The following is a 15800-nucleotide window of genomic DNA, read 5'->3' as shown; positions in this document are numbered from 1 at the left end:
GCCTAGCGGCAAACCCAAGCTCGACCGTGGGGCCCGATTACCCAGCCGCACCAGCGGGGCGTTGGTGTGCTTCGAGTTGTGCCTTGCCGGGGCGGCGGCGGCTGATAGAACTCCGAAATCTCACGTGTACCAACTGGCTCGATCGGCGTGCCGGCAGCGAGAAGCTCGCTGACCGTCGCGAAATGGTATCCGCGCCTCTCGAGCTCCGGGATGAGCAGCCGCAGCGCTTGGCCGGTCGCCGGCGCATTGGCGCGACCGTGAAGATGCATGACCACGATCGACCCCGGTTTGACCTCCGAGAGCACCGTCGCGACGATCTGCTGCGGATAGGTGTTAAAGGCGTCGATCGAGTTGACGTTCCACTGGACCGGAATGAGCCCAGCGGCATGCACCAGGTCTAGCGATTGCCGGTCGTAGCAGCCGCCAGGAAACCGGAAATACTTCGGTAGCACCCCCGTCGTTCGCTGGATCGCCGCCTGCGCCAGCCGAATCTGCCGGGCCTGCTCCGATCGGCTCACGCCGCCGAGACGGTAGCACGGGGTGTGAAACGCCGGGTGGGAATAGCTGTGGTCGCCGATCTCGAAGTTCGGATTGGTCGCCAATTCGCGGGCCACGCCTGGGTAGATCTCCGCCCACATTCCGGTCATGAACATGGTTGCATGGATGCTGTGGGCCTCGAGGTAGGAGAGGGCCTCCTTGTTGATCCAGACGGCGCCGGCGCGAGCCGCGGCGGCCATCTGTGGATCCATGTCGAGGTCGAAGGTCAGCGCCACCACCCGGCTGGTGGTCGCCGCGCCCATGATGACCCGGGGATCGGGCGCCGTCTTGCCGCTGACCGGTCGGACGGTCTCGAGATGCGTATTATCCGTGCGATCGTTCCCGGCGGCCAACGCCACCGTCGGCGCGGATGTGACGAGGGTGGGCGGAGTGCGGGGGTAAGATGACGTGCCCGCCGCCAGCAGGACAACAACGGCCACGATTGCCCCTCGCCTGATCATTCCCTTCGCCACGTTAGCTCAACTGTATTCGGAACCGGTTAAGTCGCGGGGCGAATCGAGTCCAGTCCCTAGTCAGCTGAGGCCGGTGCGATCGCAGCCACCAGCGCGAGGTCGCCGGGCCTGACCGACTTCGGGTCGAACTTCCGAACGTTGGCGGCCATCTTGGTCAAGGCCTCGGCCATCGACATCGGCGGCGCGGCATCCTTCTTGCGGGATGGCGGAACGAACCGTACCGGGTTGATTCGGGCCACGACCACGGCGCGAAGGTACGGGCTCTTCATCCCCATCGCCTGCATCGTCTTCACATGTGCGGCCACGCGGTCGTCGATGTCCATGATGCGTACCGCCCACTGCTCGCGTTGTCGCAAGGCAGCGGGAAGGGTGCCGTCGAGAAAGCGGTCGACTTTGTTGAGCACCGACTGGTATGAGGAGCCGGCAAATCGCGATCGCTGCGCGTAGGCCCCTCCTAGCGTCAGGAAGACAGGCGAGTCGAAGGTGACCGCGTGCTCGATCTCCTTCGAGCGAGGCTGTTCTTTGGCGAGCTGCCGCGCCATTCGGATGACCTCCAGGCTGCGGTCGCGTAGGTTGTGCGCTTTCTCGGTATTGAGCGCGAGAATCCGGAAGGCGAGCTTTTCATCGGGTACCAGTAAGGCGGTCACCGTGCGCATCCCCAGACGGCGAGCCGCCTCCAGGCGATGCCGCCCGTTCGGCGACCAGAACCCGTCATCCGACGGCACCGCGATGACGGGATCAAGGAACAGGCCGGCCGCGCCGATCGCCTCGGCCAGGCGGGTCGCGTGGGTCTTCGAGAGGTCGCGCTGGAAGGGCGTGGCGACGACCTTCTTTATGGGGAGCGACGCGAGAACGAGCGCCTGTCCGGCGAACGGGTCCCGGTAAGCGCCGACGACGGCGCCGCCGTGCTTTTGCACCTGCGCGACCAGGTCAGCGACGTCTTTGCCCGTCAGGTCGATGACGCTCTCACGCGGCTCCGGGCCGCGAGCGGCAGCGGGCCGGCGTGAGCTGGTCGCTTTCTTCGGGGCTTTCCTCGGCGCCTTCTGTGCCGCTGGCATACCGCAAAGGGTACGTGAAGCTATCCGTATAAGGAGTTAGCCCACATCCGGATTTGAACCGGAGACCTTCGCCTTACCAAGGCGACGCTCTACCACCTGAGCTATGTGGGCTCTGATATTGGGCAGAGGAGGATTCGAACCCCCGAAGGCGCTAGGCCAACTGATCTACAGTCAGTCCCGTTTGACCGCTTCGGTATCTGCCCGACCGCGTGATTTTACCGATAATCGCCCGATGAGTACACAGCGCTGGATCCTGTGGCAGGGTCTGACCCGGGGCCCCCGGCAACGACGAGCCAGGCCAGCCAGGCCACGATCGACCGACCAGCGCATGCGTCGCTCGATGAGGTAAAGCGGACCAGGCAGTAGACGAGCATGCCTGCGCCAGCGATCAGCATTCCCAGGGCGTATGGAACTGCGTCTTCGGTGCGTTTCGTAAATGACGGTAATCCCGGGGCTGGCGTCGGCGACCGATGGGGCCGCTGAAAACAAGCCAGCGAATCGCTTGGGGTGGCCGGCCTGGCCAAGGAGTGAAAAGGGCTACGGCGAGGCCTTCGATCAACGCTTCGAGGGCGATCGGCGTCAGGGGACATGATACAATAGTAATATCAAATTAGGGGTAGATGATGCTAACACCGAGGAAGGGAGAGTTATGCCAATGGGTGCCAGTCCGAAGCGGGAGCGACAGTACGAAAAAATCAAACAGAGCGCGAAGAAATCCGGACGGTCCGGTGCTCGCGCTGAGGAAGTAGCGGCCCGCACGGTGAACAAGATCCGGCGCGAGAAGGGCGAGACCAAGGCCCAGCGATCCGGCCCGAAGAAGTCATCGTCCAGGACGGGCTCGAGCAGACCGAAAACGGCGAAAGCGCGCGTAACGAAGTCGCGCCGGTCGTCGAAGTCGCCGACTCGGACGAGCCGCTCGCGGCGTGCGTCGAGCACTGGCCGCGGCTTCGCTGGGATGAGCGATCAGCGACAGCGGGAAATCGCCGCCGAAGGCGGACGGGCGGCCCATCAGCAGGGGACGGCTCATGAGTTCTCGGCGGCGGAGGCCCGGAAGGCGGGCCAGAAGGGTGGCGAGGCCGTCAGCCGCAATCGCAGCCACATGGCGGAAATCGGACGACGAGGCGGGGAGCGCTAATTTCGCAATAAACTGGCCCTGTGGCCACGACGATCGAGCGCCAGGCGGCGGCTCCAGTCGTCAATGTGCCGGACCAGTTCAACGCCGCGGATTACCTGGTCGACCGTCACGTACGCGACGGGCGTGGCGGACGGACCGCCATCCTCTGCGGAGACGAGTCCGTCACTTATGCGCAGGTGTCGGAGCGATCGAACCGAGTGGGGAACGGGCTGCGCTCGCTGGGTGTCAGGCGTGAGGAGCGTGTCCTCCTCCTGCTGCTGGACACCCCGGCCTTTGCCTACAGCTTCTTCGGAGCCCAGAAAATCGGCGCGGTACCGATCCCGACGAACACGCTGCTGAAGAGCCAGGACTACCGCTACATGCTCAACGACTCGCGGGCGACGGTCGCGATCGTCAGCGAGCCGCTGTTACCGCAGCTGGCAGCCATCCCGCGGAATGAGCTGCCCCACCTGCAACATCTCGTTATCGATGGCCGGCCCACCGCCGACGCAATCGGGTTCGAGCAGCTGCTTGCCGCCGCGCCGGCGCTCGAGCCGGATAAGACCAGCAAAGATGATGCCGCCTTCTGGCTGTACTCCTCCGGCACCACCGGCTTCCCCAAAGGGGCGGTGCATCTCCATCACGACGTTGTGCACACCGTCGTCTGCTACGCCCAAGGGGTGCTGGGCATGACCGCTGACGACCGGACGTTCTCGGTCGCCAAGCTGTTTTTTGCCTACGGGCTTGGCAACGCGCTGACCTTTCCGTTGGCCGTCGGCGCCACCACCATCCTCTGGCCCGGGCCGCCGACCCCGCCGAATGTCTATGCGCAGATCGAGCGACACAAGCCGACGCTCTTCTATTCCGTTCCCACTAATTACGGGCAACTCCTGGCACACAAGCGGGAGGGCGCCGACTTCGATCTGTCCAGCGTCCGGCGGGCGGTGTCGGCCGGGGAAGCGCTGCCGAAAGCCCTCTACGAGCGCTTCAAGGATCGCTTTGGCGTGGAGATCCTCGACGGTATTGGCAGCACCGAGATTCTGCACATCTTCATCTCCAACCGGTCGGGTCGCGTCCGTCCCGGCTCTGCCGGCGAGCTGGTGCCGGGCTACGAGGCGCGCATCGTCGACGAGGGCGGCGATGACGTCGCCGACGGCACCGTCGGCAATCTGCTGATCAAGGGCGACAGCATCTGCGCCTACTACTGGAACAAACATGATCGGACCAAGGACACGATCGAGGGACACTGGATCCGGACCGGCGACAAGTTCTCCCGTGACGCCGACGGCTACTACTGGTATGCGGGCCGTGCCGACGACATGCTGAAGGTGGGGGGCATCTGGGTCAGCCCGGTCGAGATCGAGAACACCTTGGTCGAACACCCGGCGGTACAGGAGGCGGGCGTGATCGGGCGGCGCGATGCCGACGACCTGGAGAAGCCGATGGCTTACGTGGTCCTCGCCGCCGGTCGCCAGGGGTCGGAGGAGCTCGCTCGCGAGCTGCAAGACTTCGTCCGCTCGAAAATCGCCGAGTACAAGCGGCCGCGTTGGATCGCGTTCGTCGAGGCGCTGCCGAAGACGGCGACCGGCAAGACGCAGCGCTTCAAGCTGCGCCAGGCGGCCGCCTCAGACGCGGTCTAACGCCGAGTAGTACCAGCCGACGGCCGGCAAGAACCAGGGTTTCTCGCGATAGAAGGGCACGCTGGGAAATGCGCCCTTCCAGCAATCGGGCAGCTCGCCGCCGGCGATCCAATCGGCCGCAAGCTGACCGAAATACGTCGACATCGCGACCCCCGTCCCGCAGTAACCGAGCGAATAGGTGATGCCCTTGATGCGGCCGATGTGGGGTAGGCGGTCAAAGGTGAACCCGACGTTGCCGCCCCAGGCGTGCTCGACGGTGGTTCCTTCGAGTTGCGGGTGGACCCGGATCATCGCCGCGTACAGCCAGTCGCGTGCCCGGGCGATCGTCGTCGGCGCAAAGCTCGCCCGGCCACCGAACAGCATCCGGTTGTCGCTGCTCAGCCGCCAGTAATAGAGGAAGTTCTTCGAGTCGAACAGCATCCGTCGGTTCCTAATCGCGCTCTGGGCGCGGTCGGCGGCGAGCGGCTCGGTGGCGATGATGTAGCTGCCAATCGGGATGATGCGGCGCCGCAGTGCGGGCAACAGTCGATCGCTATAGCCATTGGTCGCGAGCAGGACATCGCGCGTGGCGATGCGCCCTCGCGGTGTCACGACGACGAACCCGCCGCGCCCGCGGCGCTCGATGGCAATCGCGGGCGTCTGGTCGTGGAGGTGGGCGCCGCGATCACGGGCCAGCTGAGCGAGCCCGGCGTAGTACTTCGCGGGATGAAGCCCGCCGCTGCGCTCGAAGAGCAGCGCGCCATAGTACACGGTGGACCCGATCTCGGAGGCCAGCGCCTCCCGGTCGAGGACGGGAGCACTGATGCCAAACTCCCGGTTCAGCGCGCCGGCCTCGGCCTCGAGATCTTCGACGTGACCCGGCTTATGGGCCAGGTAAAGGTGGCCGGTTCGCGCGTAGTCGCAGTCGATGCGGTTGGTCCGGATCGTTTCCTCGACCAGGGCGAACGCGTCCAGGCTGGCGCGGTAGAGCTGGCGACCTCGGTCACCATAGTGCCTGAGGAGCGCGCCGGGACCAACCTTTAAGCCCGGGTGAACCATGCCGCCGTTTCGGCTGCTGGCACCCCAACCGAGCTCGTTCCTCTCGAGCAGGGCGACCGAGCGGCCGCGCCAGGCGAGCCTCGCCGCGGCCATCGTTCCGGTGTAGCCGCCGCCCACGACGACGACATCGACCTCCGTCGGAAGAGGGGTCGCGGGTCGTGCACGGGGCGCGGCTTCGCGCCACCAGTAGGGCTCCTCGCGGTAGCTCGGGGCGAGCGGGGTCGGGCCCCTCAACGGCAACTATCCGAGCTCAATTCCGTCGTACACGTCTGGAGCAGTGATGAAACCGTGGGTCGTGGCGTTAGGCGCACTGGTTCTATTGGCAATTGGGGCAACCGCTCTGTGGCTTCGAAATGAACGGCCTTCCGCGTCGCGAGTCGAGCACCATGGTAAGACACTGATCGTTCATGGGCGCGGGGCGAGCGCAGACCTGGGGAATCTGGCCGCTGGGCGGTACGAATTGACGATTGACGAGAATTGGGATGGTTGCGCGAACCGGGTTACGTTAGTTGGGGAGGATGGCAGAACCTGGTTGGATCTGGATCCTCACACCATTAACTACAAGGACTTTGCCAGGACCCGAGAAGTACCAGCGCAGCGCTATTCGATGCAGATTAGTACCTACTTTGGGGGCGGCGGGTTGGGACCACGCCCGACGCCGTTCCCCATCAATGATTGCTCCTGGATCTTCGAGCTGGCGCCGGCGTAGCGGTTGGATTGGTAAGGCTCTACGCTTCGACCGTCACGCCGTGCCAGAACGCGACGTAGTCTTTGATCTGGGCGGCTTCCGGCTTGGGATCTGCGTAGAACCACGCCGCATCCCGATTGCTCTTGCCGTCGACCGCGACCGTGTAGTAGCTCGCCTCGCCCTTCCAGTGGCAGATCGTGTGCGTATCGCTCGTCTGGAAGAGTTCGCGGTTGACGGCGGTCGGCGGAAAATAGTGGTTGCCCTCAACAATGATCGTCTGATCGCTCTCCGCCAGGGTTGCGCCGTTCCAGACTGCCTTCATATCCCTGCTACCAACCCGGTCCCGCTGCTAGCTTATTCCCCCGACGGCCGGTAGGACCTGGCGGATCAGCCGTCGTCGGGATTGCTCGGCCACAGATACGCGGCCGATTGCCCGGCGATGTAGACGAAGGTGACCAGCGCCAGGGCCAGGCGAAGGTACCAGGCGACGTGGGGCGTGCCGATCACGATCAAGACGGCCGCCAGCAGTCCGCCGCCGACTGGGATCAGCCAACGCGAGAGCGCTCGCTCCCGAGTTCGAGCAGCTGCAAATGCAGCCCGGGAACACGTCGAAGCGCCAGTCAAAGTCCATTCCATCTCCTTCTATGCAAACTGGCCAACCGAGCCCCGTTATTCCAGCCATGAGCCCCCTCAGCAATGTCCAGTTCAGTCGCTTTACGGAAACCGAAGTCGCCAAAATTCTCACCTTCGGTAGCGGTGGACTCCTCGAAGTGATGGTGCCAATGACCGATGACGAACGTCGGGACATCGAGACCCACCTGAAGCAAAAGTTTCGTCTCAGCCTGGCGATCCAGGTCAAAGCGCGTCACGTCCTGGTTCGTCGTAACAGGGCTGACCTCCTTTCGATCCGCTTCGATGAGAAACGTGAGCGGCTGGTTGCCGATCCTTTCTTCTGGTACTTCTTCGGATTCATGGACCTGACCGAAATGCAGTTCCGGGTTCCGGTCTTTCTCGTTCCTTCGCACGTGGTTCACGCGTCTGCCGACCCTCGCGCTCATGGCGACTTGGTCCGGTTCACCTTCGATGGAAGCATGGACCGACAATCGAAGGACCGCTGGCGCCCGTATGCCTGCGATCCCTCCGAGGTTGCTGGCCGGGTAGTCAAGTTCCTGCGGGCCCACGAGGGCGACAAGTTGGCCGCCATGAGTGGCGTCGCGGGTTCGATGATTGCCCAGCCGGGGACGATCCTGGTGGGGCGGGCGGCCTGAAGCCAATCAGGAGACCTTGAACTCGGTGCAAGTCGGCATTAGGATGGCGGCCAGAGGGGATCAATGTCGCCAGGCGTTCACAAACGTGTTTTTCGGCGCTTGATCGAGGAGGCCTTCAACGTTGGGTGCCTGGCCGTCCTCGATCGAGGTGCTGACGCCGGACTTTGCCGACCATTCGCCGTGCAGGCAGCAGGGTGGAGCCGACGCCCTCCGGGAGCGAATCGTATTGCTCCGGTTGGCGATGCCCGATCTCCATGTCTGTATCGACAACATGGCGGCGGCCGGCGACATGACGTGGGCCGCCGTGACGGTGCGCGGTACCGGCAAAGCCGTTCCAGGACAGGCTACAGCCGACGGGTGCCTCGGCTTCAGCCGCATCGAGACCTGCCGCTACGTCGATGGGCGGATCGCGGAGTACTGGAGCGAGACGGCCGACCTCATGGAGCAGCTCGGGATCACCGTTACCTAGCTGATTCGAACTCTTGCTTGACCAAACGGCGAGCTGACCCCTACACTGGCGACCTCAGATTGTTGAGTTTGTAGATCGATTCAGTCAAGTATGTCCACTGCCACCACCGACACACCCGTCTACGATCGAACGGCGCGCAAGGCGCACCAATGGACCATGGTCGCGCTGGTGGTGGCCGGCTTGATCTCGCAAGGAGTCCCGGGCGGGATCTTGCTCACGGTCGCCGGCGTGATCATGCTGGCCGGCCGGTTCTGGTGGCCGGCCGACGTGGTCCGGCAACTCGTGTGGCGTGTCCTCGAGCCTGCCGGGATCCTCAAGCGTGACGATGTGCACGAGGATCACGAGACCCGGCGGATCGCGCGGATCCTGGGCGGCACCATCTGGCTGATCGCCGCCGCGGCCTTGCTGGCGGACAACCCGATCCTGGCGTGGGTGCTCACGCTCCCGATCGCGGTCATGGTCGCGCTGGATGCCAGCGTCGATTTCTGCGCGCTGTGCTTCGTACTCGCACAGCTGAACCGGCGCGGCATTTTGCGGCGGGCCTGACATGGTCGAGCGCGCGATCATCCTCGCGGTAACCGCGGCGGCGGTTTCCGCCATCATTCTCGCGGCTCGCTGGTGGTCCCGACGGGCCGTGGCCGGGTTGCGCCGTGCGCCGGCCGACGGACTGTGGACGGCGCTCGGCGCCTCGCCCGACGGCCGCCCGTCGCTCGTCGTCTTTTCAACCCCGAGCTGCACCGTCTGCCGGACCGCGCAGTATCCGGCGGTCGAAAGCGTCGAGGCGACCTTCGGCTCCGCGCTTCGGGTCCTGCGAGTCGACCTCTCGCGGCAGCCGGCCGCCGCGGCGGCGTTCAAGGTCCTGACCGCCCCATCCACCGCGCTCTTAACGGGTGATGGGCGGGTCGGCAGCTTCAACCACGGGTTCGCGCCGGCCGAGCAGTTGTCGGCACAGCTCAGCGCGCTCGGCGCTTCGCCAGCGTAGACGCCGTAACGGCCGCCGCCAGTTCCACCAGTTCGCGCGGTGCCGCCACCGGCCGGCCATCGCTCAGGCGCACCCAGACCCACTCGGTCAGCACCTCCGCCAGCAGCTCGCGATCGCTAACCCGGCGGATCGTCGTCCGCCGAACGCCGCGGGCGCCCCGAACCAGCTCCACCCGAACAGTCAGGTCGACCTCATCGCCATAGACGGCCGGCCGGTGGTAGCTGATCTCCGTTTTGCGGATGATCCAGCCGCCCCCGCGACCGGCCGACCAGTCGCGACCGTACCCCGCGGCCTCAGCGTGCGCCGTCGCGACCTCCTCCGCCCAGCTGAGGTAGACGGCATTGTTGACGTGTCCCAGGCTGTCTAGCTCGTACCCGCGCACCGGCCAGCGGACCGTGAACTGCAATGGGTCAACCACCCGACTATTCTGACCCGCTTCGGCTTTGACCCGCCCGCAAGCTCGCGCCGGGAAGACCGTTTCATTATCGTGACTCGCTCACGGCGTTCCGACAAGATGGAGGCCATGCTGCGCGACGCCGATGCCAGCCTCGAAAAGTGGTTTCGCGCGGCGAAGAAGGGCAGCGCGGGCATCCTCCGTCACCGGGTTGACGACCTACAGGCTGGATTGAAGAAGCTCAGCGCTGGGCTCGAGCATGTCGAGAAAGAGCATGCCGTCACGCCGACCGCCCAGCCGGAGGGCGAGCACAAAGCGACGCCGCGTAAACGCCGCGCCCGTCCGGCGGTCGCCCGCAAGCCGTCCGCAGCGCGAAAGCACAAGAAAGCCGCGTAGACCAACATTTGCAGGGTCGAGTCCGCGCTCGCAAGGAGCTGCTGCTTCGAGCGTTACCAACTGCGGGGCCACGGGGAGTTATGCCACAACCAATCCGAGTGCTGCTCGTCGAAGACCATCAATTGGTGGCCGAGGGCATCCAGGCCCTGCTCGACCGCGAGGCCGACATCAAGGTGATCGGCGTCGCCGGAACGGTAAGAGATGCCGTCGCGATGTCGGCGTCAGATAGCCCGGACGTCGTGGTGATGGACTACCGGCTTCCCGACGGGACCGGCGCCCAGGCCGGTGAAACCATCCGTACGCTGCATCCGCACCCCAGCCTGGTGTTCGTCAGCGGCGACGACAGCGAAGACGCGCTGCTGCTCTCGGTGCAGGCAGGCGCGTCGGTATTTCTGCCCAAGTCCCGGGCGTCGACCGACGTCGTCACCGCGGTCCGCAAGGCGGCGGATGGGGAGATGATGATCCCGGCTACCCAGCTGGCCGACCTGCTGGTGCGGGCCCGCGAGCGCTCGCATGAAGAAGCTGAGCGGATTCGGCTGCGCGCGGAGTTTACGCCCCGGGAGCGCGAGGTGCTGCTGCTGATGGCTGAGGGCCTGGACAACAAGTCGATCGGGCGCGAGCTGGGGCTGCGCGTGACAACGATCCGCAGTTACGTCCAGGACATCCTCGAGAAGCTGGATGCCCACTCGAAGCTCGAGGCGGTGGCGACCGCCGCTCGCCACGACCTACTGATTGGCTAGGTGCCGGCCGCTACGGTTAGACGATTTGTTGCTCGATGGCATACCGGGTCGCGGCGCTTCGCGATTTGACGCCCAGCTTCGCGTAAACGGATCGAAGGTGAGCGTCGATGGTCCGGGTACTCACCCCAAGCTCCTCCGCAAGCTGCCGGTTCGTGAGGCCGCTTGTGACCCGCCGCAGGATCTCGACCTCGCGCGACGTCAGCCCGTCCGTCCTGGACCGCCTAGGCACTATTGCGTCCGCTTAGATAATGTGAGAGTCTTTGAGGCACCACGACAACTGTTGCTTATCATAGCAGTTAAGCAGAGAGCGCAATGAGCGATAAACTGCTTACCACGCGCGAGGCCGCCCGCTTCCTGCGGGCGAGCGAGGCGTCGCTGCGCCGTTGGGCCGATGCCGGGTTGCTCCCCGCAAGCCGGGTGGGACGACGGCGGGCACGCCGCTTCAAGGAAGATGACCTCCTGCGCTTCATGGGGCCGGACCAGGGTGGGCCGACGGCGGCTACGACTGGCCTGACGCGCGCCATCTCGCTGCAGGGCATGCTCGTCGGCCTCGGAAGTCATCTCGGGAGCTTCTACAGCTCCGATGCCGGCCGTCTTCGCCTGGGTCTTCCATTCTTGCGCGATGGCATCCGGTCCGGCCAGGCGTGTGTGCTGTTCGCGCTGCCGGACGTACGAGCGCAGTACGCCCGGGCGTTAGAGCGAGAGGGCATCGACGTCGACGCCGCCGAGCGCACCGGTCTGTTGACGATGCTCAAGGTCATCGCCCTCTCACCCGAGGAATTCATCACGCGGCTCGAAGGCCTTTTTATCGATATCACGCGTCAGCGGCCCGGACCATTCCGCTTCCTGGGGGAGCCTGTTGCGGGAGTGGCGGCCGTGCAGTCGATCGAGGCCTTCCTGCGATTCGAGCACCAATGCGGCGCACTGGCAAAACGGTTTCCGATGGTGATGCTCTGCGCCTATGACGCGCGGGAGTTTGACGGGGTGACCCTTCTGGAGTGCCTCAAGCTTCATCACGACACGTTTGCGTACGAACCCGGCTACTTCCTCAGCTGACGGCGGTTGCTGCCTACAGCAGTCCGTGCTGTACAGCGTATCGCGTGGCGGCGCTGCGGTGCCCGACGCCGAGTTTGTGAAAGATCGAGCGAAGGTGGGCGTGGACCGTGCGCCGGCTGAGAAAGAGCGTCTCAGCGATCTCCTGGTTCGTCATCCCGCGTGCCACGAGCTGCAACACCTCGATCTGTCTCGGCGTCAGGTGTTCGAGGCCAGACGGTGACGAGCTAGGTTGCCCGAGCTCCAACTGCGCCGACAGCGGCGCAGATTCACGCCCAGTGGCCAGGAATTGCACCCCCTGCGCCTCCGATGGCCGTATTAGTGGAGGCAGTCTTATTATTCCTTTCTGCTCACAGCGTCGCAGTCACTCGCCGCGACTGCATCGGCAGGAGTGCCTATTTTATTGTGCGCCCTGTTGCCTTCAGCCCTGCGCATTTGTGCCTATTTGCAACAGAGTGAGCAAGAACGCGCTGGGTCCACGCGTCGCGCCGACGAGGGCCGAACATCCCGCTACTTGCCGATCTAATCGAAACCGTCCCCGACGCGATGGCCATCACCGATGTTGACGGCAACATGCGCCGCATCAACGGTCCCTGGCTGGATCTATTCGGCTACGGGGCCGATGACTGTATTGGACGGGGACTGGTCATGGTGCTCCAGCCTGGGGCGACCCCGAGCGTGGATTGGATGCGGGGCTGCGCGCTCAAGCCGCAGCGCCTCGAAGTGGTCGGCCGCCGAAAGGATGGCGTCCGATTTCCGGTTGACTTCCGCACGACGCCGCTAAAGACCGCACACGGCGCGGTCGGGCTCGTCGCGGCGCGCGACCTCACTGACCGTTGGCACGCGGAGGAGCGGATCCTCAGAGCGCTGGAACAGGAGCGTAAACGAATCGCGGACGACATCCACGACGACAGCCTGCAGGCAGTTACCGCCGCCAGCCTCCGGGTGCAGCTCCTTCGGCTCACTCTGCATGACCCGGGGCAGCTTGCGATCGTCTCCGCCCTGGAGGAGCTCCTCGACCTGACGATGGTGCGTCTGCGGAAGCTGATGTTCGAACTTCGCCCGGCGGCGCTCGAGGGTTCGGGGATCGCGGCCGCGGTTCGCGAGCTGCTCGAAGGTGTCCAAGGCGAGACTGGCGTAGCGTTCGAGGTCCAAACGCGGCTCGAGCGTGACCCGCCGACCGGTCGCCGCATGCTCCTCTACCGGATCGTCGAGGAGGCCGTGAAAGGCGCCGCCTGCTCAGACGGCATTGGCGTGATCAGGGTGGACCTCGACGACGAGGACCAGGGCTGGATGGTGCGCCTCGTCCACGATGGCGCCGGTACGGCTGGAAACGGACTGCTTCGGGAGCGTGCCCGTCTCGCCGGTGGCTGGGCACAGATCGAACTCTCCAGCGGCGACCAGCACCGTGTGCGGGCCTGGATTCCAGAGGATCCCCTGAGTGAGCCGAACAAGTCCGCCGCCACCTGACCTCCCGCAATTAGATAGGTCGCAGTCCCCACATTCGTCAGTGGATTGGCGTTTGCGTCCACGTTACCCTCGACTGATGCTGGGGGTCGCCAGAGACGGAGGGCGACGGCATTCGCAAACCGTGCTGGTCGCCGACGATAGTCCGGTGGTCCGATCCGGTCTGGCGGACGTCATCAACAGCTCGCCAGGCATGGTGGTCAGTGGCCTGGCCACCAGCGCGGAGTCCGCGATCGAACTGGCCGGCTCGTTTCGTCCCGACGTGGCGCTGCTCGACATGAACATGCCGGGCGGGGGCATCGAAGCCGCGAATGGGATCCGCGTGGCCTGTCCGCAGACCCGCATGCTGGCCTTTTCTGTGCGTCGTGACAAGGACGCCGTGCTCGCGATGCTGCGCGCCGGGGCGAGCGGCTACCTGCTCAAGGGGACCCGACCCACGCGGATCGTGAGTGGCATCCTCCAGGTCACGCGAGGTCGCGCCGTGCTTTCTCCTGAGCTAGGACGCTACGTCATCCAGGGACTGGTTGTCGATAAGGAGTTGAGCTCGATGCTGGGCGAGAGTCCGGTTCGTGTTATGGCGGTCGACGATGATCTTGCCGTTGTGCAAGCAGTCGGCGAGCTGATCAGCGAAGAGGCCGGTCTGCGATTGGTCGGCACCGCCACGAACCTCGACGACGCCACTACGGTGGCGGCTTCGATGCAACCGGACGTCGCTCTGGTCGACGTTCGGATGCCCGAGTGGGGGGGAGAGCGGGTTGCCTTCGAGCTGGAGCGTGTATCCCCGCGCACACGCATCCTCGCCTTCTCGGCGAGCGATGACCCGGACGAGGTGGTCGCCATGCTTCGTGGGGGCGCCGCAGGCTACATCGTTAAGGGCTTCGGTAGCCAGGAATTGACCAACAACATTCGATCGTGCGCCAGAGGGCATACCGTCCTCGAGATCGGGGCCGACGCGCTACATGCGCTGACGACCTGGCCTCGTCCCGGGCGATCCGGACCATGGGCCGCGGCGTGATAGGAGATACGCCGGCGATGCCGGGCGATAACCCCAGTGATGAGGAAGTACTGCAGAAACGTCTTGCAGCCGTCGCGAGCATCTCCAGCGACCGCACAATGACCGGCTTCCGGCGCCGCCGGTCCAGCGGCCTGCTATTCCAGATCCGGCGAAAGATCCAACCCGACGGCCTGTAGGCAGAGGTGCCTAACTCCGCCCGAGATTCGCAAGGACCCTCGGTGAGCGCCGTCGCGCGGGATATGGAGCGGACCGTATCGGTCCTTATCGCCGATGATGACGCGGCGATCCGCGAAGCGCTCGCGGACCTCCTCTCCGAGGAATCCAGCATCAAACTGGTAGAGGTGGCGGCGACGGCGGATGAAGCGATCGAGATCGCTGCTCGCGAGCGACCGCGCGTGGCTCTACTTGACGTGCGTATGCCAGGAGGCGGTGGCCCAAGGGCGGCGCGCGAGATTGCGGTGCGCGCCCCGGCAACACGGTATCTGGCGTTCTCAGCCCGCGAGGACATGGAAAGCGTGTCCGAAATGCTGCAGTTGGGCGCGTCCGGGTACCTGGTGAAGGGGGCAGCCGACCGAGAAATCGTTGAAGCCATCCACCGCGCGGCGCGGTCGCAGCTCAGCATGCCGACCGATCTGGCCACGGCTTGCTTTAGGGCGCTTCTTGCGGATGTCAGCGAACGGAAGAAGACCGAGCTGGCGCTGCTCGAGTTGGTCCGCAAAGCCGGACACGACCGAGAGGAACTGCTCGTCCACCTCGTGCGCGCCCAGGAGACGGAACGATTGCGGATCGCCTCCGATATCCACGACGACAGCATCCAGGCCATGGCGGCTGCCGGCCTGCGCCTCCAGCAATTACGCAAACGGTTGAGGTCCGACGCTGAGGTCGAGGCTCTCGACAGGCTGGAAGACGCGTTCCAGGGAGCGATCAGCCGGTTGCGTCACCTGATGTTCAACCTGCGCCCGCTCGCGCTCGATCGGTCAGGGCTGGCGGCCGCTTTGCAGGCGCATCTCGAGCAGATCCAATCCGGCGGGAGCGTGGTCGTCGAGCTCGAAAACCACTTAACTGCGGAGCCGCCGCCCGAAACGCGGGTCATCCTCTACCGGATCGCGATTGAGGCACTGGCGAATGTCCAGAAACATGCCGGAGCCCACCTAATTCTGGTGCGCCTGGAAAACGCCGATAAGGGTTGGCGCGTACAGATCGATGACGACGGCAGGGGCTTTACTCCAAACGGCAATGGATCGGCCCCGGGCCATCTCGGTCTGACCGAGATGCGCGAGCGAGCCCAGATCGCCGGAGGCTGGTGGAAGCTGGAATCGCACCCCGGCGCCGGCACCAGCGTCGCGTTCTGGCTGCCGGCTGTTCCCGAGTTGACCCTGCCTTCACCCCAGGCGCTGCCGGCGCCGGCTTGACGGCCACCTCAAAAGTCTCGATGTAACATCCACGGGATCGCGCGAACTGAGCTGAG

General features: G+C 65.0%; 20 protein-coding genes, 2 tRNA genes and 1 pseudogene. 13 read left to right on the top strand and 10 right to left on the bottom strand.

All coding sequences use genetic code 11. From position 1 onward, the window contains the following. Nucleotides 1-2: 2 nt before the first annotated feature. The 4 genes from VHK65_01935 to VHK65_01920 form a co-directional block, all read right to left on the bottom strand. Entirely contained in the window at nt 3-977 is a 975-nt protein-coding gene (locus tag VHK65_01935) for a polysaccharide deacetylase family protein (GenBank protein HVS04909.1), read from the bottom strand. An 89-nt stretch (nt 978-1066) separates the two neighbouring features. Further along, nucleotides 1067-2068 carry a ParB N-terminal domain-containing protein gene (locus VHK65_01930; protein HVS04908.1) on the bottom strand — a complete coding sequence of 334 codons (1002 nt, stop codon included), beginning with the start codon at nt 2066-2068 and terminating at the stop codon, nt 1067-1069. 38 nt (nt 2069-2106) lie between these two features. Next, nucleotides 2107-2179, bottom strand: a tRNA-Thr gene (locus tag VHK65_01925). 8 nt (nt 2180-2187) lie between these two features. Then, nucleotides 2188-2271: transfer RNA gene (locus tag VHK65_01920), tRNA-Tyr, on the bottom strand. A 737-nt stretch (nt 2272-3008) separates the two neighbouring features. Between VHK65_01920 and VHK65_01915 the strand changes: the two are divergent. Beyond that, nucleotides 3009-3203 (top strand): annotated as a pseudogene (locus VHK65_01915) (KGG domain-containing protein). Between the two features lie 20 nt (nt 3204-3223). Next, nucleotides 3224-4822, top strand: a complete 1599-nt coding sequence (locus tag VHK65_01910; protein HVS04907.1) for a benzoate-CoA ligase family protein — start codon at nt 3224-3226, stop codon at nt 4820-4822. Here the strand turns inward: VHK65_01910 and VHK65_01905 are convergent. From VHK65_01905 to VHK65_01895, 3 genes are all read right to left on the bottom strand, one after another. After that, on the bottom strand, nt 4808-6094 hold the full coding sequence (locus tag VHK65_01905; protein HVS04906.1) for an FAD-dependent oxidoreductase: 1287 nt from the start codon (nt 6092-6094) through the stop codon (nt 4808-4810). The two genes, VHK65_01910 and VHK65_01905, sit on opposite strands and share 15 nt — an antisense overlap. A gap of 494 nt (nt 6095-6588) precedes the next feature. Further along, nucleotides 6589-6870 (bottom strand): DUF427 domain-containing protein, encoded by a 282-nt coding sequence (locus tag VHK65_01900; GenBank protein HVS04905.1) that lies wholly within the window; start codon nt 6868-6870, stop codon nt 6589-6591. A 65-nt stretch (nt 6871-6935) separates the two neighbouring features. Then, on the bottom strand, nt 6936-7172 hold the full coding sequence (locus VHK65_01895; GenBank protein ID HVS04904.1) for a hypothetical protein: 237 nt from the start codon (nt 7170-7172) through the stop codon (nt 6936-6938). Between the two features lie 56 nt (nt 7173-7228). On the opposite strand from VHK65_01895, the gene VHK65_01890 reads away from it, so the two are divergent. The 4 genes from VHK65_01890 (at nt 7229) to VHK65_01875 (ending at nt 9267) form a co-directional block, all read left to right on the top strand. Beyond that, nucleotides 7229-7816, top strand: coding sequence for a hypothetical protein (locus VHK65_01890; protein HVS04903.1), 588 nt, complete (start codon nt 7229-7231; stop codon nt 7814-7816). A 121-nt stretch (nt 7817-7937) separates the two neighbouring features. Then, a complete protein-coding gene (locus VHK65_01885; GenBank protein ID HVS04902.1) occupies nt 7938-8285 on the top strand; it encodes an ester cyclase in 348 nt (115 codons plus the stop codon). Between the two features lie 90 nt (nt 8286-8375). Next, complete coding sequence (locus VHK65_01880) at nt 8376-8831, top strand: DUF4395 family protein (protein HVS04901.1); 456 nt, start codon at nt 8376-8378, stop codon at nt 8829-8831. Between the two features lies 1 nt (nt 8832). After that, entirely contained in the window at nt 8833-9267 is a 435-nt protein-coding gene (locus tag VHK65_01875) for a thioredoxin family protein (GenBank protein ID HVS04900.1), read from the top strand. Here VHK65_01875 and VHK65_01870 read toward each other — a convergent pair. Then, the gene (locus VHK65_01870; protein HVS04899.1) at nt 9239-9685 is read right to left on the bottom strand and encodes an acyl-CoA thioesterase; all 447 of its coding nucleotides are present in this window, start codon (nt 9683-9685) and stop codon (nt 9239-9241) included. The genes VHK65_01875 and VHK65_01870 overlap by 29 nt on opposite strands. Nucleotides 9686-9754: 69 nt before the next feature. Between VHK65_01870 and VHK65_01865 the strand changes: the two genes are divergently transcribed. Then, nucleotides 9755-10057 (top strand): hypothetical protein, encoded by a 303-nt coding sequence (locus VHK65_01865; GenBank protein ID HVS04898.1) that lies wholly within the window; start codon nt 9755-9757, stop codon nt 10055-10057. Nucleotides 10058-10137: 80 nt separating this feature from the next. Beyond that, nucleotides 10138-10797, top strand: a complete 660-nt coding sequence (locus VHK65_01860) for a response regulator transcription factor (GenBank protein HVS04897.1) — start codon at nt 10138-10140, stop codon at nt 10795-10797. A 16-nt stretch (nt 10798-10813) separates the two neighbouring features. Here the strand turns inward: VHK65_01860 and VHK65_01855 are convergent, their stop codons facing one another. After that, nucleotides 10814-11026 carry a LuxR C-terminal-related transcriptional regulator gene (locus VHK65_01855; GenBank protein ID HVS04896.1) on the bottom strand — a complete coding sequence of 71 codons (213 nt, stop codon included), beginning with the start codon at nt 11024-11026 and terminating at the stop codon, nt 10814-10816. A gap of 83 nt (nt 11027-11109) precedes the next feature. Here VHK65_01855 and VHK65_01850 point away from each other — a divergent pair, with 83 nt between their 5' ends. After that, nucleotides 11110-11853 carry an MEDS domain-containing protein gene (locus VHK65_01850; GenBank protein ID HVS04895.1) on the top strand — a complete coding sequence of 248 codons (744 nt, stop codon included), beginning with the start codon at nt 11110-11112 and terminating at the stop codon, nt 11851-11853. Nucleotides 11854-11866: 13 nt separating this feature from the next. Here VHK65_01850 and VHK65_01845 read toward each other — a convergent pair whose 3' ends face one another. After that, the gene (locus VHK65_01845; GenBank protein ID HVS04894.1) at nt 11867-12145 is read right to left on the bottom strand and encodes a response regulator transcription factor; all 279 of its coding nucleotides are present in this window, start codon (nt 12143-12145) and stop codon (nt 11867-11869) included. 209 nt (nt 12146-12354) lie between these two features. On the opposite strand from VHK65_01845, the gene VHK65_01840 reads away from it, so the two are divergent. From VHK65_01840 to VHK65_01825, 4 genes are all read left to right on the top strand, one after another. Beyond that, nucleotides 12355-13320, top strand: a complete 966-nt coding sequence (locus VHK65_01840) for a PAS domain S-box protein (protein ID HVS04893.1) — start codon at nt 12355-12357, stop codon at nt 13318-13320. A 76-nt stretch (nt 13321-13396) separates the two neighbouring features. Next, on the top strand, nt 13397-14332 hold the full coding sequence (locus tag VHK65_01835) for a response regulator (GenBank protein ID HVS04892.1): 936 nt from the start codon (nt 13397-13399) through the stop codon (nt 14330-14332). A gap of 17 nt (nt 14333-14349) precedes the next feature. Further along, a complete protein-coding gene (locus tag VHK65_01830; protein HVS04891.1) occupies nt 14350-14508 on the top strand; it encodes a hypothetical protein in 159 nt (52 codons plus the stop codon). A 42-nt stretch (nt 14509-14550) separates the two neighbouring features. Next, nucleotides 14551-15744, top strand: a complete 1194-nt coding sequence (locus VHK65_01825; GenBank protein ID HVS04890.1) for a response regulator — start codon at nt 14551-14553, stop codon at nt 15742-15744. The last annotated feature ends 56 nt before the right edge of the window (nt 15745-15800 follow it).

Source organism: Candidatus Dormiibacterota bacterium (genome assembly GCA_035544955.1).
Taxonomy (GTDB): Bacteria; Chloroflexota; Dormibacteria; order CF-121; family CF-121; genus CF-13.
Note: the sequence above shows the minus strand (reverse complement) of the source record. Positions and strands in the feature narration are given on the sequence as shown.

Bases quoted from the DNA above. Each gene is read 5' to 3' on its own strand.
- VHK65_01835 (HVS04892.1), top strand. From the start codon at position 13,397: ATGCTGGGGGTCGCCAGAGACGGAGGGCGACGGCATTCGCAAACCGTG.
- VHK65_01875 (HVS04900.1), top strand. From the start codon at position 8,833: ATGGTCGAGCGCGCGATCATCCTCGCGGTAACCGCGGCGGCGGTTTCC.
- VHK65_01890 (HVS04903.1), top strand. From the start codon at position 7,229: ATGAGCCCCCTCAGCAATGTCCAGTTCAGTCGCTTTACGGAAACCGAA.
- VHK65_01900 (HVS04905.1), bottom strand. From the start codon at position 6,870: ATGAAGGCAGTCTGGAACGGCGCAACCCTGGCGGAGAGCGATCAGACG.
- VHK65_01930 (HVS04908.1), bottom strand. From the start codon at position 2,068: ATGCCAGCGGCACAGAAGGCGCCGAGGAAAGCCCCGAAGAAAGCGACC.
- VHK65_01880 (HVS04901.1), top strand. From the start codon at position 8,376: ATGTCCACTGCCACCACCGACACACCCGTCTACGATCGAACGGCGCGC.
- VHK65_01850 (HVS04895.1), top strand. From the start codon at position 11,110: ATGAGCGATAAACTGCTTACCACGCGCGAGGCCGCCCGCTTCCTGCGG.
- VHK65_01860 (HVS04897.1), top strand. From the start codon at position 10,138: ATGCCACAACCAATCCGAGTGCTGCTCGTCGAAGACCATCAATTGGTG.
- VHK65_01830 (HVS04891.1), top strand. From the start codon at position 14,350: ATGCCGGGCGATAACCCCAGTGATGAGGAAGTACTGCAGAAACGTCTT.